Below are 14,260 nucleotides of genomic sequence, written 5' to 3'. Positions count from 1 at the left end.
CCACATGACTGACGCGTCTCCCGCGCCCGAATCAGCATCGACCGACCCCTCTGCCGAGGAGGACGTCCACGAGCAGAAGGCCGTGCGTCTCGCCAAGCGCGAGCGTCTGATCGAGAAGCGGTCGAATGCCGGGGGAGGAGCGTTCCCCGTCGGTGTGCCCGTCACGCACACGATCCCTGCACTGCGTGCGGAGTACGGCGAGCTCGAGGCGGGCGCCGAGACCGGTGTCGTCGTCGGCGTCGCCGGTCGTGTGGTGTTCAGCCGCAACACCGGCAAGCTCTGCTTCGCCACTCTGCAGGCCGGTGACGGGTCGCGCATCCAGGCCATGATCTCCCTTGCGAACGTCGGCGAGGAGTCCCTCGCGGACTGGAAGGAGTACGTCGACCTGGGCGACCACGTCTTCGTGCACGGTGAAGTCATCTCGAGCCGCCGCGGCGAGCTGTCGATCATGGCCGACGACTGGACGATCGCTGCGAAGGCGATCCTCCCGCTGCCCAACGCGTACTCCGAGCTCAGCGAGGAGGGCCGCGTCCGCAGCCGCTACCTCGACCTGATCGTGCGCGAACAGGCCCGCAACACCGTGCGCGCTCGGGCCGCGGTCAATGCGAGCCTGCGTTCGACCTTCACGAGCCACGACTACCTCGAGGTGGAGACGCCCATGCTGCAGGTGCAGCACGGAGGCGCTTCTGCACGCCCGTTCATCACGCACTCGAACGCGTTCGACACCGAGCTGTATCTGCGCATCGCGCCGGAGCTGTACCTCAAGCGAGCGGTCGTCGGCGGCATCGAGCGCGTCTATGAGATCAACCGCAACTTCCGCAACGAAGGCGCCGACTCCACGCACAGCCCCGAGTTCGCGATGCTCGAGGCCTACCAGGCGTACGGCGACTACAACCAGATGGCCGCCCTCACACAGGAGCTCGTGCAGAACGCTGCGGTCGCGGTCGCCGGCTCCACCACGGTGACCTGGGCCGACGGCACGGAGTACGAGCTCGGCGGTGAGTGGGACCGCATCTCGATGTACGAGTCGCTGTCGGCCGCGTCGGGTCGCACGATCACTCCGCAGGATTCGGTCGAGGACCTCATCGCCTTCGCGGAGGCCAACGATGTCGACCTGCCGCCGCAGGCCACCCACGGCAAGCTCGTCGAGGAGCTGTGGGAGCACTTCGTGAAGGGCGACCTGGTCCGCCCCACGTTCGTGATGGACTTCCCTGTCGACACGTCGCCCCTCGTGCGTGAGCACCGCTCGATCGCGGGTGTCGTGGAGAAGTGGGACCTGTACATCCGCGGCTTCGAGCTGGCGACGGGATACTCCGAGCTCGTCGATCCCGTGATCCAGCGGGAGCGCTTCGTCGAGCAGGCCAAGCTCGCAGCACGCGGCGACGTCGAGGCCATGCCCGTCGACGAGGAGTTCCTTCGGGCTCTCGAACACGGCATGCCGCCGTCCGGCGGAATGGGCATGGGGATCGACCGACTGCTGATGGCCATCACGGGCCTGGGCATCCGGGAGACCATCCTCTTCCCGCTGGTGAAGTAGTCCACTCGGCGTTCATTCCATCGGGCCGCGTCGGAAGGCCCATTCAGGCAGCATCGCTGCGCCGATCATGGTCTCCATCAGTGCGGCGAGCGAGTAACGAGGGTCGATCTCGCGCACCATCTCGAGGTAGCGGCCCGCGTGACTGGCGCGACCCAGAGCCCAGGAGAGCCACGCCGCCACGGTGAGAGGCGCCGGTCGCGCGAGTCGAGGTGCACGGGCCGCCGCTTCGCGTGCCACCGTGAGCGCGCGCCGGAGGCGTTCGATGTCGGGGGTCGGCCCGCGCCCGAGGAACACCTCGCCGACGTCATCGGGAACCATGACTCCGGACTCGGCGAATGCGGTCTGGGCTTCGAGCGTGCGGATGCCTCTCGGGAGATCGGTCGCCCATTGCGCGATCGCGACATCGCGCAGCAGCGGCTTCTCCAGGCACCACAGCAGCGCGGCGGTCGCGAAGGGCGGAAGCTGTTCGGGTTCGGTCAGGACTGACTCGAGGAACGCCGGCACGTCGTCGAGCAAGAGGAGCGCGGCGATGGTCTGCGGACTCTCCTGCCCGTCCAACGGAGCCCGCCCACGTCGATCGAGGAGGGCGGCCAGGTCGCTGGATGCTCTCCCGACCCGCTCCTTCTCCGCCAGGTCGACGCGCGGAAGCTCCGTCCCGTCCTTCTGGTCTCCTGCCATCGGCGGCAGGTCGGACGGGAGGCGGATCTGCGCGAGCGGCCCGAGCTCAGGTTCTTCCTCGATGTAGCTGGACCAGCCAGAGGGCGTCACACACAGCGCGTCGACGACCCGCAGACCTGCATCCTCGGCGCAGCCCAGCACTTCGTCGATCACCACTGCGTGCGGGAGCACCAGGCCGTCACGCGTCGGGTGCGCTTGCTCATCGGTGTAGACGACGACGGCGACGGCGTCCGTTCCGGAGACCCGTGCCACGAGCCCGACCGCGGCATCGGCGTAGAGCTCGAGATCGGTTCTCTCGTCGGGCAGGTCCAGACGCATGGCGCCGTCGGTGCGTGAGCCGTGGAACGGCAGGAGCACCATGCTCCGACGGGGCGTGAAGCCTGCGAGGGAGGGGACGATGCCGAGGAAAGCAGCGGAATCGGTGGCACGGAGAACTGTGGTCATCCCGAGAGTGTGCGTGACAGCGCGGCCCCTCGGGGACGAAAAGCGGGCCTGTGGATGCAGACCCTGTGAGAGCCGAAGTGTGCACGAACAGTGGCTCGCGTACCATGGAGGGATGGACAACTTCTGGCTCGCTGCGGCATGGTCGCTTCTGCCGACCGTCGGCGTGAGCGTCGTGTTCTTCCTCGTGGTCCGGGGCATCCTGCGGTTCGACCGCACCGAGCGCAAGGTGCACGCACAGATCGAAGCCGAGGAACGCGCGGCACGGGGTCTCCCGCCGCGCGGCTGAGTCCCACCCATCGGCTACTGTGAAGCCAGCGCATCTGCTCAGATGCGCATGAGCTGTGACGGTCACTGCGGTGGCGAGGGGGCACGATGACTCCGGACACCTGGGGGTGGTGGATCGCCACCTTCCTTCTGGTGCTCGACATCACCATCCGTGTCACGGCGATCATCGTCATCCCCCGCAACCGTCGCCCCACCGCCGCGATGGCGTGGCTGCTGGCCGTCTTCTTCATCCCGTTCGTCGGCGTCTTCCTCTTCCTCATGATCGGCAACCCGCGCCTTCCGCGGGCGCGTCGACGCAAGCAGGATCAGATCAACGAGTACATCGCGGAGACCAGCGAGCACCTGCATTTCGGGACCCTGCGTCCTCACGCGCCCGCGTGGTTCGGCCCGATCGTGCAGATGAACCAGAAGCTCGGTGCCCTTCCGCTCTCCGGTGACAACGGCGCCCACCTCATCTCCGACTATCAGGAGTCGCTCGATGAGATGGCCGAGGCCATCCGCACGGCGCAGGAGTACGTGCACGTCGAGTTCTACATCCTGCAGTCGGACGATTCGACCGACAACTTCTTCCGTGCGCTCGAAGAGGTCTGCGCGCGAGGCGTCGAGGTCCGGGTGCTGCTCGATCACTGGGCGAACCGCGGAAAGCCCCGCTACAAGCAGACCATCGCACGGCTCAACGCGATGGGAGCGAACTGGCACCTGATGCTGCCGGTGCAACCACTCAAGGGCAAGATGCAGCGCCCCGATCTGCGCAACCACCGGAAGCTCCTCGTCGTCGACGGCAATGTCGCGTTCCTCGGTTCGCAGAACATCACCGACTCGACCTACAACCTGAAGAAGAACATCAAGCGAGGTCTGCACTGGGTCGACCTGATGGTCCGTCTCGACGGCCCAGTGGTGTTGAGCGTGAACGCGATCTTCGTCGCGGACTGGTACAGCGAGACCGATACGGTGCTCGAGGGCATCGACATCGCCCACGCGAACATCGGCTCCGGTGACCTCGACTGCCAGGTCGTGCCGTCCGGGCCCGGATTCGAAGTCGAGAACAACCTCCGTCTCTTCCTCGCTCTGCTCTACGCGGCGAAGAAGAAGATCATGATCGTCAGCCCCTACTTCGTGCCAGACGAGGCCCTGCTGCTCGCGGTCACGGCCGCCGTCGACCGCGGTGTGCACGTCGAGCTGTTCGTGTCGGAAGAGGGCGACCAGGCGATGGTCTACCACGCCCAGCGCAGCTACTACGAGGTCCTGCTCAAGGCGGGGGTCCGCATCTGGATGTACCGCAAGCCCTACATCCTGCACACCAAGACGCTGACGATCGACGACGAGGTCGCGGTGGTCGGATCGAGCAACATGGACATGCGTTCCTTCGGTCTGAACCTCGAGGTCTCGATGCTGGTGCGCGGCGAGGAATTCGTCGCCGAGATGCGAGAGGTCGAGGACAAGTACCGCTCCCTCAGCCGCGAGCTGACGCTGGAGGAATGGATGCAGCAGCCGCTGCGCTCGACGGTGCTCGACAACCTCGCCCGCCTCACCTCCGCGCTGCAGTAGCCGTCACGCGCTATCCGCCGGAAGTTCGCGAGGGCTACCCTGTGAGCATGACCTCCGTGCTTCGCCCCCTCGCCTCCGTCGTCGGTCTCGTCGCCGCGGCCCTCCTCGTCGCCGGCTGCACCACGGGCCCCGGTGCGGAGACGCCGACGAGCTCCCCTGCACCGAGCGCGGGTGGCGTCGACGACCGGAACGACATCGAGGCTGCGCTGCTCGACGACGGGCGCATGTTCGCCGTCGTCACGGTGGGCTCCTCGACGTGCGTGCCCCAGGTCGACGAGGTCAGCGCCGAGGGACAGACCGTCACGGTGACCCTCGTCGATCCGGAGGGGGAGTCGCCGAGGCCGTGCACGAAAGACCTCGCTCCGCGCGCCAGCATCGGCGCGCTCCCCGAGGGCATCGACCCCACCGCCGACATCACCCTCGAGGTCACCTACGGCGACGTCACCGACGAGGTCGACATCGACGGCGACCCTGCCGCGTCGGGGACACCAGGCACGCCGACCGAGTACCTGCCGTCGGCCGGGTGGTTCGGCGACGGTGGTCTGGTGCTGCTCACCTGGGGGTCGTCGTCCTGCCCGCCGGTGATCGAATCCCTCGAGGGCTCGGGGAACAGCGGCACGGCGACCTTCGAGACGGATGAGACCAAGGCCTGCACGATGGACATGGCTCCGCGGGCCACGCTGCTCTCCTTCGGGGACGACGCGGTCGACGACGACGCGCCGTTCACGTTGACCCTGGTCGGGGGAGGCCTCGAAGGCACGGTCGAGGTTCGCTGACCATAGGGGCCCGCGGGACCTCAGAGGATGTGCACGGGGTGGCCTGTCGGCAACGCCAGGAGAAGTGCCCCCGGGTCCGCCCAGCAGGTGATGCGCACGGCTTCGCCGAACTCGTCGCCGTCGAGCTCGATCGGGATCGGGTCGGGCGCGGCAGCCTCGGCCGCGGCACCGTGGAAGTAGTGGACGGAGGCGTTCTTCCCGCGCCGCTCCAGGACTCGGCGTCCCGCGCGGAAGCGTCGCAGCACCGAGTTGTCCCACCAGATCTTCCGCCAGACGGCGAACCAGCCGAGCATGCCGGTCGGCTGGATGACGGCCACGTCGAGGGCGGCATCGGTGATCGATGCGTCCGGGATCAGAGAGATCCCGGCGGGGAGCGTGCCGCAGTTCGCGAACAGCAGGCTGTAGGCGCGGTGGGTGTGCAGGCGTCCATCGTCGATCTGGTAGACCGCGCGGAACGGCTTCGCGCGGGGCAGCGAGCGGGCAGCGCCGTCGACGTACGCGATCCACCCCACGGATCTCTTCAGATCCGAGCGGGTGTTCGCGATCATGTCGGCGTCGAGCCCCATGCCGGCGAGCACGACGAAAGCGTGCTGCGCCTCCTCGCCGTCCTGCCGCGTCAGCCGCGCCCAGCCGACGTCGATCGGGTGCCGGAAGTCGCCGAGCGCCGCCTGGATCATCTCGGTCGGATCGCCCAGTGGGAGCCCGAGGTTGCGCGCGAGCAGATTGCCGGTGCCGCTGGGCAGGATCGCCAACGGCACCCCGCTGTTCGCGATCGCCTCCGACACGGCCCGCACCGTGCCGTCGCCTCCCGCCACCAGCACCACGTCCACCCCACGCTCCAGAGCCTGCGCCGTGGCGTGCTGGCCGGCGTCCTCGACTGTCGTCGGGTAGAAGGCGGGATGCTCCCACCCGGCCTCCCGAGAGAGATCGCGCACCAGGGCGCGGAGGTGCTTGCCATCGACCTTGATCGGGTTGTAGACGAGCGCCGCCTGTCGCCGGACGGGTGCGCTCGTGGTCATGGCGCTACTCTAAACCGCGATCCACTCGTGACGTCCCTCCGGCGCCTCCCGGGTGCGAGTGTGACATCCGGCGCGCCCGGGCGTTCACCGTAGACTTGGTGGATGATCGACCTCGCACTCCTCCGCGACAATCCGGAGATCGTCCGCCGCTCGCAGACCGCTCGTGGAAACGACCAGAGCACCGTCGACATCGCACTCGAGGCCGATCGATCGCGCAGGGCGGCGCTCTCCGCGTTCGAGGAGCTGCGGGCTGAGCAGAACGCCTTCGGGAAACTGGTCGCGAAGGCTCCGAAGGAGGAGAAGGCCGCGCTGGTCGCTCAGGCGAAGGACCTGGCCGAGCGCGTCAAGCAGGCCCAGCACGCCGCGAACGAAGCGGCTGAGGCAGCGGCCGCCGCGCTCGCGCGGATCGAGAACGTCGTCATCGACGGCGTGCCCGCGGGCGGTGAAGCCGACTTCGTCGAGCTGCGCCGTGTCGGCGAGGTGCCCGCCTTCGACTTCGAGCCGAAGGACCACCTCGAGCTCGGCGAGCTCCTCGGTGCGATCGACATGGAACGCGGTGCCAAGGTCTCCGGTGCCCGCTTCTACTTCCTGCGCGGGATCGGTGCGCGTCTCGAGATCGCGCTCATGAACCTCGCCCTCGACAAGGCGTTGCAGAACGGCTTCGTGCCGTTGATCACCCCGACGCTCGTGCGCCCCGAGATCATGCAGGGAACCGGATTCCTCGGCGAGCACGCCGACGAGGTCTACCACCTCGACAAGGACGACGACCTGTATCTCGTCGGCACCAGCGAGGTCGCGCTCGCCGGGTACCACAAGGACGAGATCGTCGACCTGGCCGACGGCGCCCTCCGGTACGCCGGGTGGTCGACCTGCTACCGCCGTGAAGCGGGCTCGCACGGCAAGGACACTCGCGGCATCATCCGCGTGCACCAGTTCAACAAGCTCGAGATGTTCGTCTACACGACGGCAGAGGACGCGGAGGCCGAGCACCTGCGCCTCGTCGCGCTGCAGGAGGAGATGCTGACGTCGCTGGGCCTCGCCTACCGCGTGATCGACGTGGCGGCGGGAGATCTCGGTTCGAGCGCCGCACGCAAGTACGACATCGAGGCCTGGGTGCCCACGCAGGACGCCTTCCGCGAGCTCACTTCCACCTCGAACTGCACGACGTTCCAGGCGCGTCGCCTCGATGTGCGGTACCGACCGGCGGTGGATGCGGCGGATGGTGCGGCACAGGGCACGGCGAAGACGCAGCACGTCGCCACGTTGAACGGCACGCTGGCCACGACGCGCTGGATCGTGGCGCTGCTCGAGACGCACCAGCAGGCAGACGGCTCCGTGCGCGTGCCCGAGGTGCTGCGCCCCTACCTCGGTGGCCTCGAAGTGATCGAGCCGCTCGGCGACGGGCGGGCTGCCCGATGACCGAGGCCTGGCTGGTCGGCCTCGACGTCGACGGGACCATCCTGCTGCAGGACGAGACGATGAGCCCCGGCGTCCCCGAAGCCATCGCCCGGGTGCGCGACGGTGGGCATATCGTCACGATCGCGACCGGACGCAGCTGGATGGCGACGCGGCCTTACGTCGAGGAACTCGGGCTGACCGCGGACTACGTGGTGTGCTCCAACGGGGCGGTGACGATGCGGCGCTCCGGTGACGACTGGGAGCGCTGGAACGTCGAGACGTTCGACCCCACGCCGGTTCTCGACCTGCTGCGTGAGCGACTGCCCGACGCCAGGTACATGGTGGAACTCGCTTCCGGGCAGCGGCTGTTCACGGAGCAGCTCGACGATTGGACGCTGGACGGCGGCCGACAGGTCGACTTCGATGAACTCGGCGCTCTGCCCGTCTCGCGCATCGTCGTCGTCTCTCCCGGTCACGACGAAGAGGACTTCCACCGTCTGGTGGCGGACGCCGGTCTGAACGAGGTGTCGTATGCCATCGGCTGGACGGCATGGCTGGACATCGCGCCGCAGGGCGTGGACAAGGGCACAGCGCTGGAGCAGGTGCGCACCGAGCTCGGGCTCGGCGAGGACCGCATCCTCGTCGCCGGAGACGGGCGCAACGACATCGGCATGTTCGGCTGGGCTCGTGCGCTCGGCGGTCGTGCCGTCGCGATGGGCCAGGCTCCCGACGTGGTCAAGGATGCGGCCGGCGAGGTCACCGCAGACGTCGCCGAAGGCGGGCTGGCGCGGGCGCTCGACACACTTCCAGCCCTCGCCCAGGTCAGCGCAGGAGAATAGTTCTCGGCTAGACTCACGCCTGGTCGGCAGAAGTGCCTGCCGGGAGGGTTGTCCGAGCGGCCGATGGAGCTGGTCTTGAAAACCAGTGGGCAGAGATGTCTCGTGGGTTCGAATCCCACACCCTCCGCATTGTGAGCACGGTGCCCCCGCACCGACGCTGAATCCGAAAGGTCCCGAGTGAGCCAGAACCCCCGACGCCGGCACACGATCGCGCGCCATGGTCAGCTGGGCACCCCCGGTACCGTCGGCCAGCTCCTGAAGTTCATCGCCATCGGCCTCGCCGTGGTGCTGGTGAGCGGCCTCGGTGTCGGCGCCTACGTCTTCTACGACCTCACGAGCACGGTCTCGGCGAACGCCGTCGAGATCGAGGGTCAGGATCCCATCCCGCCGGACATCGGCGAGTACAAGGGCGGCTTCAACATGGTGCTCACCGGGGTGGACACCTGCGAGGAGAAGTACAAGGACCTGTTCGGGGCGCGGTGCTCGGGGGCGGATGCCGAGGGCACCCTCAACGATGTGAACCTCCTGGTCCATGTCTCGCAGGAGCCGCGACGTATCACGGTCGTCAGCTTCCCCCGTGACCTGATGGTGCCGATCCCGTCCTGCACGGACAAGAACGGCAACGCGACGTCGGCCATGAGCAAGCAGCCGTTGAACACCGCGTACACGGACGGCGGGCTGAACTGCGTCGTGAAGACCATCTCCGAGCTCACCGATCAGGAGATCCAGTTCGCGGCCGGAGTCACGTTCGGCGGCGTGATCGAGATCACGAACGCCATCGGTGGTGTCGACGTCTGCCTCGCCAACCCGATCAAGGACCGCTACACCGGACTCGACATGGCCGCGGGCACGCACACGGTGGAGGGTCTGCAGGCGCTCCAGTTCCTGCGCACCCGCCACGGAGTCGGCGACGGCAGCGACCTCGGCCGTATCGGCAACCAGCAGCAGTACATGTCGAGCCTGGCGCGCAAGATGATCAGCGGCGAGGTGCTCGGCAACGTGCCGGTCATGCTCAAGCTCGCGAACACGGCCATCCAGAACCTCGAGCCGAGCGAGTCGCTCACGAATCCGATGACGCTCGTGCAGATCGCGCTCGCGGTCAAGTCGGTGCCGTTCGAGGACATCGTCTTCGTGCAGTACCCGAACGGCACCGATTCGGCGAACCCCAACAAGGTCGTCCCCAACTACACCGCAGCCGCTGCGCTCTGGGACGCGCTTGCCGAGAACGCGCAACTGCAGATCACACATGAGAACAACAAGAACGACGGCGTGATCGTGCAGGAGCCGACCGCACCCGTCGAGCAGCCGGCGACGGATCCCGCCGCCACGCCGGACCCCGCGGCGACCCCGGACAACGTCGTGGCGCTCCCCGACTCGATCAAGGGCAACTCCGCCGCTCAGCAGACCTGCTCCAACGGCAACGTCCGCTGAGCCCTCGCGAGAACGCAAACTGTTTGCGCGTTCTTGCAAGTACTTGCGTACACTGATCGCATGTCGAAGCGACTCGCCGAGGTAGCCCGCAAGGTCGGAGTGAGCGAGGCGACGGTCAGTCGCGTACTCAACGAGAAGCCGGGGGTCTCCGACGCCACACGGCAGGCGGTCCTCACCGCACTCGACGTGCTCGGTTACGAGCGGCCGACGAAGCTGCGGGGAGAACGCGCCCGCCTCGTGGGGCTCGTGCTGCCCGAGCTGCAGAATCCGATCTTCCCCGCGTTCGCCGAGATCGTCGGGGGAGCGCTCACTCAGAACGGCTACACGCCACTGCTCTGCACGCAGAACGCAGGAGGTGTCACGGAGTCCGACTACGTCGACCTGCTCCTCGCACAGCAGGTGTCCGGCGTCATCTTCCTCGGAGGGAACTACACGCAGGCGGATGCCGCGCATCAGCACTACGAGCGGTTGCGTCAGGTCAACCTCCCGACCGTGCTCGTCAACGCCCGCGTGCCGGAGCTGCCGTTCGCCACGGTGTCGACCGATGACGCCGCAGCCGCCGAGCAGGCGGTGCTGCACGTGCACCAGCTCGGGCACCGCAAGATCGGACTGCTCCTGGGGCCGGAAGACCACATACCCTCCCGTCGCAAGCTCGAGTCCGCGCGTCGACTGCTCGATTCGCTCGGTGCGCCGCTCTCGGACGAGCTCGTGGTGCGTGGCATGTACTCGCTCGAGTCGGGGCAGGCGGGGGCCGCGCGGCTGTTCGCCGCCGGCGCGACCGCCATCGTGTGCGCGAGTGACCCGATGGCTCTCGGGGCCGTGCGCGCGGCTCGGCGCGCCGGTCTGTCGGTGCCGGGAGACGTGAGCATCGTCGGGTTCGACGACTCCGCGCTGATGAGCTGCACCGAGCCGCCGTTGACGACGGTTCGGCAGCCGATCGAGTCGATGGGACGAGCCGTGATCGCTCTCCTGCTCGCTCAGATCGCCGGCACGGCCCAGCCCGGTGACGAGCTCCTGTTCGAGCCCGAGCTGGTCCTGCGCGCGTCGACGGGACCTCTGACTCTCTGAGCGAGCCGCCTGCGGTTCGTTCTTTCGGCGCGCTCGCAAGCCATCGCAAATTTGCGACATCTCGTTTACTTCTTGCGTTAAGCGGTTGAAAAAGCTACATTCGACTCATCGCCACCGACGACGAGGAGTTCCGTGGACACTGACGTTCTGCGCACAGCGGCCCCCGCCCGCGCCCTGGCCATGCCCGTCGACGCCGGCTGGTGGCGAACGGCCGTGATCTACCAGGTGTACGTACGCAGCTTCGCGGACGGCAATGGCGACGGCATCGGTGATCTCGCCGGCGTCCGCTCGAGGCTGCCGTACCTGAAGAGCCTCGGAGTGGACGCGCTCTGGTTCACCCCCTGGTACCAGAGCCCCCTCGCCGACGGCGGATACGACGTGCAGGACTACCGCCGCATCGATCCCCGTTTCGGTTCCCTCGAGGAAGCGGAGCAGCTGATCGCGGAAGCGCTCGCGCTGGGCATCCGCACGATCGTCGACATCGTCCCCAACCACATCTCGGATCAGCACGAGTGGTTCCAGCAGGCTCTGGCAGCGGGCCCCGGCAGCCCGGAGCGGGAACGGTTCTGGTTCCATCCGGGTCGCGGCGAACACGGCGACACCATTCCGACGAACTGGGTGTCGAGCTTTCAGGGGGAGACGTGGTCGCGCACGCAGAACCCCGACGGCACCGACGGCGAGTGGTACCTGCACCTCTTCACGCCTGAGCAGCCTGATCTGAACTGGAACCACCCAGATGTGCGTCGTGAACACGAAGCCGTGCTGCGGTTCTGGTTCGACCGTGGGGTCGCGGGTGTCCGGATCGACTCGGCTGCCCTTCCGGTCAAAGACCCCGCCCTCCCGGATCTCCCCGCAGGTTCGGCGCCCACCCTGGACCACCCGCACATCGACCGCGACGAGTTGCACGAGATCTATCGGGAGTGGCGCGCGGTGGCCGATGAGTACGACGGGGAACGGGTGCTCGTCGGCGAAGTGTGGCTCGACGACGCGGAGCGGTTCGCGCGCTATCTGCGGCCCGGGGAGATGCACACCGCCTTCAACTTCGGCTTCATGACACAGCCGTGGAACGCCCGTGCCATGCGCGACTCCATCACCCGCACGCTTGCGGAGCACGCGCCTGTGGGAGCCCCGGCGACGTGGGTCCTCTCGAACCACGACGTCACTCGTCCCGCCACGAGATACGGACAGGCGGATTCCTCGTTCGCGTTCGAGCGCAAGCGCTTCGGCACGGCGACCGACACGGCTCGCGGCGTTCGCCGAGCTCGTGCTGCCGCGCTGCTCGTCGCCGCGTTGCCTGGCAGCCTCTACATCTACCAGGGCGACGAACTCGGCCTGCCTGAGGTGGAGCTGCCGCTCGCGGCCATCGAGGACCCGATGCACTTCCGGTCCGGCGGGATCGACCCGGGGCGGGACGGCTGCCGTGTGCCGCTGCCCTGGACGGGCGCGACGAGCCCGTACGGCTTCGGCGGCACCCCTTGGCTCCCGCAGCCGGACGACTGGGCCGCGCTCACGGTCGACGCGCAGGAGGCGGACCCGGCTTCGACGCTGAACCTCTACCGTCAGGCCATCGCTCTGCGTCGCAGGATCGACGACTTCGCCGGCGATGACCTGGAGTGGCTCGAACTGGGTGCCGACGTCCTGGCATTCCGCCGCGGCGACGGCACACTCAGCGTCACCAACCTCGGCGCTGTGCCCGTGCCGCTGCCCGCGCATCACGAGGTCCTCCTCGCCAGCTCGCGCCTCGATGGCGTGCTGCCTCCCGACTCCACCGCCTGGCTCGCCCTGCGCGCCACCCCCGCGCGCTCGCAGTGAGCGCCGAGACGACCCTGCACCACCCGCTCAGCACCACATGGAAGGACAGACAATGAAGTCACCAACGAAGGCCATGGCCGCCGGCCTCGCCGTGCTCGCGACGGTCGGCGCCCTTGCCGGATGCACGTCCGCCGGCGACGGGGACAGCGCCGACGGACGACTCGAGCTGCGCGTCGCGACGTTCCCGCCCGGAGCGGACGCCGCCGCGTACGACGCGTTCGCCGCCCAGGAGAAGCAGTTCGAGAAAGAGCACCCGAACATCGACATCATCGGTGTCGAGTACGAGTGGGAGGGGCCGACCTTCGCCGTGCAGCTCGCCGGGGGCAGCCTGCCCGACGTCTTCACCGTGCCGTTCACCGACTCCAAGACGCTGCTCGAGAACGGTCAGCTCATGGACGTGACCGACGCGATCGAGAAGCTCGGGTACACGGACAAGTTCAACCCCATCATCCTCGACGGGGTCACCGGCGCCGACGGCAAGCTCTACGGCTTCCCGCGGCAGGCCTATGCGGCAGCACTGCACTACAACCGCGACCTGTTCGAGCAGGCGGGGCTCGACCCCGACAGCCCGCCGGAGACGTGGGATGAGATCCGCGCTGCCGCCAAGAAGATCACCGATGCCACCGGCAAGGCCGGCTACGCGCAGATGGCGATCAACAACACCGGAGGATGGCAGCTGACGTCGCAGACCGTGGCTCGTGGTGGTCGCACACAGACCGACAACGGCGACGGCACGGCCGAGTCGACCATCGACAACGATGCGACCAAGGCCTCCCTCCAGTTCCTGCACGACGTGAAGTGGGAGGACAACGCCTTCGGCTCGAAGGTCGACCTCGACTGGGGGACCATCAACCAGGAGTTCGCCGCGGGCAACATCGGCATGTACACCTCCGGCTCGGACATCTACACGGCCCTCGTCCGTGACTTCGGCATGGACTCGGACATCTACGGCATGACCGTCGTGCCGATGGAGGGCGACGACCCCGGCACGCTCGGCGGTGGTGACATCGCGGTGATCAGCCCCACGGTCGACGATGCGACCAAGGAAGCCGCAGTGACCTGGATCGACTGGTACTACATGCAGAAGCTCATGGACAAGGATGCCGCGGTGCTCGATGCGAAGACCCTGAACGAGTCGGGTCAGGCCGTCGGCACTCCGCTGCTGCCGGTGCTCAGCCGCGAGCTGTACGACGAGTCGCAGGAGTGGATCGCCGACTACATCAACGTGCCTGTCGAGCAGATGGCGCCCTTCAGCGACCGCATCTGGGATCAGACCCCCGTGGGGGAGCCGAAGGTCAAGACTCAGGAGGTCTACGCGCTTCTCGACACGGTCGTGCAGACCGTGCTGACCGACCGGAACGCCGACATCGACGCTCTCCTGGCTCAGGCGCAGAGCGATGCGCAGGCGAAGCTCGACGAGTAACG

12 protein-coding genes and 1 tRNA gene are annotated in these 14,260 nt (G+C 67.7%); 11 read left to right on the top strand and 2 right to left on the bottom strand.

The features are described 5' to 3' along the window. Positions 1–4: 4 nt before the first annotated feature. Positions 5–1,537, top strand: a complete 1,533-nt coding sequence (lysS, locus tag RN51_RS11830) for a lysine--tRNA ligase (RefSeq protein WP_045264241.1) — start codon at positions 5–7, stop codon at positions 1,535–1,537. Between the two features lie 12 nt (positions 1,538–1,549). Here the strand turns inward: lysS and RN51_RS11825 are convergent, their stop codons facing one another. Continuing rightward, positions 1,550–2,659 carry a DUF4192 family protein gene (locus RN51_RS11825; RefSeq protein WP_045264240.1) on the bottom strand — a complete coding sequence of 370 codons (1,110 nt, stop codon included), beginning with the start codon at positions 2,657–2,659 and terminating at the stop codon, positions 1,550–1,552. A 112-nt stretch (positions 2,660–2,771) separates the two neighbouring features. On the opposite strand from RN51_RS11825, the gene RN51_RS18575 reads away from it, so the two are divergent. From RN51_RS18575 to RN51_RS11815, 3 genes are all read left to right on the top strand, one after another. Further along, a complete protein-coding gene (locus RN51_RS18575; RefSeq protein WP_164734077.1) occupies positions 2,772–2,945 on the top strand; it encodes a hypothetical protein in 174 nt (57 codons plus the stop codon). Positions 2,946–3,031: 86 nt separating this feature from the next. Next, positions 3,032–4,492, top strand: a complete 1,461-nt coding sequence (gene cls / locus RN51_RS11820; RefSeq protein WP_045264239.1) for a cardiolipin synthase — start codon at positions 3,032–3,034, stop codon at positions 4,490–4,492. A 47-nt stretch (positions 4,493–4,539) separates the two neighbouring features. Beyond that, positions 4,540–5,268 carry a hypothetical protein gene (locus RN51_RS11815; protein ID WP_045264238.1) on the top strand — a complete coding sequence of 243 codons (729 nt, stop codon included), beginning with the start codon at positions 4,540–4,542 and terminating at the stop codon, positions 5,266–5,268. A gap of 20 nt (positions 5,269–5,288) precedes the next feature. Here RN51_RS11815 and RN51_RS11810 read toward each other — a convergent pair whose 3' ends face one another. After that, positions 5,289–6,287, bottom strand: a complete 999-nt coding sequence (locus tag RN51_RS11810; protein ID WP_045264237.1) for a diacylglycerol/lipid kinase family protein — start codon at positions 6,285–6,287, stop codon at positions 5,289–5,291. A gap of 102 nt (positions 6,288–6,389) precedes the next feature. Between RN51_RS11810 and serS the strand changes: the two genes are divergently transcribed. From serS to RN51_RS11775, 7 genes are all read left to right on the top strand, one after another. Continuing rightward, the gene (gene serS, locus RN51_RS11805; protein WP_045264236.1) at positions 6,390–7,706 is read left to right on the top strand and encodes a serine--tRNA ligase; all 1,317 of its coding nucleotides are present in this window, start codon (positions 6,390–6,392) and stop codon (positions 7,704–7,706) included. After that, complete coding sequence (locus tag RN51_RS11800; protein ID WP_045264235.1) at positions 7,703–8,524, top strand: HAD family hydrolase; 822 nt, start codon at positions 7,703–7,705, stop codon at positions 8,522–8,524. The genes serS and RN51_RS11800 overlap by 4 nt, the downstream gene beginning before the upstream one ends. Before the next feature lie 42 nt (positions 8,525–8,566). Further along, positions 8,567–8,651: transfer RNA gene (locus tag RN51_RS11795), tRNA-Ser, on the top strand. Positions 8,652–8,701: 50 nt separating this feature from the next. After that, positions 8,702–9,955, top strand: coding sequence for an LCP family protein (locus RN51_RS11790; protein WP_045264234.1), 1,254 nt, complete (start codon positions 8,702–8,704; stop codon positions 9,953–9,955). A gap of 60 nt (positions 9,956–10,015) precedes the next feature. Next, positions 10,016–11,023, top strand: a complete 1,008-nt coding sequence (locus RN51_RS11785) for a LacI family DNA-binding transcriptional regulator (protein WP_045264233.1) — start codon at positions 10,016–10,018, stop codon at positions 11,021–11,023. A gap of 180 nt (positions 11,024–11,203) precedes the next feature. Further along, positions 11,204–12,835, top strand: coding sequence for a glycoside hydrolase family 13 protein (locus RN51_RS11780; RefSeq protein ID WP_052674711.1), 1,632 nt, complete (start codon positions 11,204–11,206; stop codon positions 12,833–12,835). A gap of 52 nt (positions 12,836–12,887) precedes the next feature. Then, a complete protein-coding gene (locus RN51_RS11775) occupies positions 12,888–14,258 on the top strand; it encodes an ABC transporter substrate-binding protein (protein ID WP_045264231.1) in 1,371 nt (456 codons plus the stop codon). Positions 14,259–14,260 lie beyond the last annotated feature (2 nt).

This window comes from Microbacterium oxydans (assembly GCF_000956405.1).
GTDB classification, from domain to species: Bacteria; Actinomycetota; Actinomycetes; order Actinomycetales; family Microbacteriaceae; genus Microbacterium; species Microbacterium oxydans_C.
Note: the sequence above shows the minus strand (reverse complement) of the source record. Positions and strands in the feature narration are given on the sequence as shown.

Bases quoted from the DNA above. Each gene is read 5' to 3' on its own strand.
- lysS (WP_045264241.1), top strand. From the start codon at position 5: ATGACTGACGCGTCTCCCGCGCCCGAATCAGCATCGACCGACCCCTCT.
- RN51_RS11825 (WP_045264240.1), bottom strand. From the start codon at position 2,659: ATGACCACAGTTCTCCGTGCCACCGATTCCGCTGCTTTCCTCGGCATC.
- RN51_RS18575 (WP_164734077.1), top strand. From the start codon at position 2,772: ATGGACAACTTCTGGCTCGCTGCGGCATGGTCGCTTCTGCCGACCGTC.
- cls (WP_045264239.1), top strand. From the start codon at position 3,032: ATGACTCCGGACACCTGGGGGTGGTGGATCGCCACCTTCCTTCTGGTG.
- RN51_RS11815 (WP_045264238.1), top strand. From the start codon at position 4,540: ATGACCTCCGTGCTTCGCCCCCTCGCCTCCGTCGTCGGTCTCGTCGCC.
- RN51_RS11810 (WP_045264237.1), bottom strand. From the start codon at position 6,287: ATGACCACGAGCGCACCCGTCCGGCGACAGGCGGCGCTCGTCTACAAC.
- serS (WP_045264236.1), top strand. From the start codon at position 6,390: ATGATCGACCTCGCACTCCTCCGCGACAATCCGGAGATCGTCCGCCGC.
- RN51_RS11800 (WP_045264235.1), top strand. From the start codon at position 7,703: ATGACCGAGGCCTGGCTGGTCGGCCTCGACGTCGACGGGACCATCCTG.
- RN51_RS11785 (WP_045264233.1), top strand. From the start codon at position 10,016: ATGTCGAAGCGACTCGCCGAGGTAGCCCGCAAGGTCGGAGTGAGCGAG.
- RN51_RS11780 (WP_052674711.1), top strand. From the start codon at position 11,204: ATGCCCGTCGACGCCGGCTGGTGGCGAACGGCCGTGATCTACCAGGTG.
- RN51_RS11775 (WP_045264231.1), top strand. From the start codon at position 12,888: ATGAAGTCACCAACGAAGGCCATGGCCGCCGGCCTCGCCGTGCTCGCG.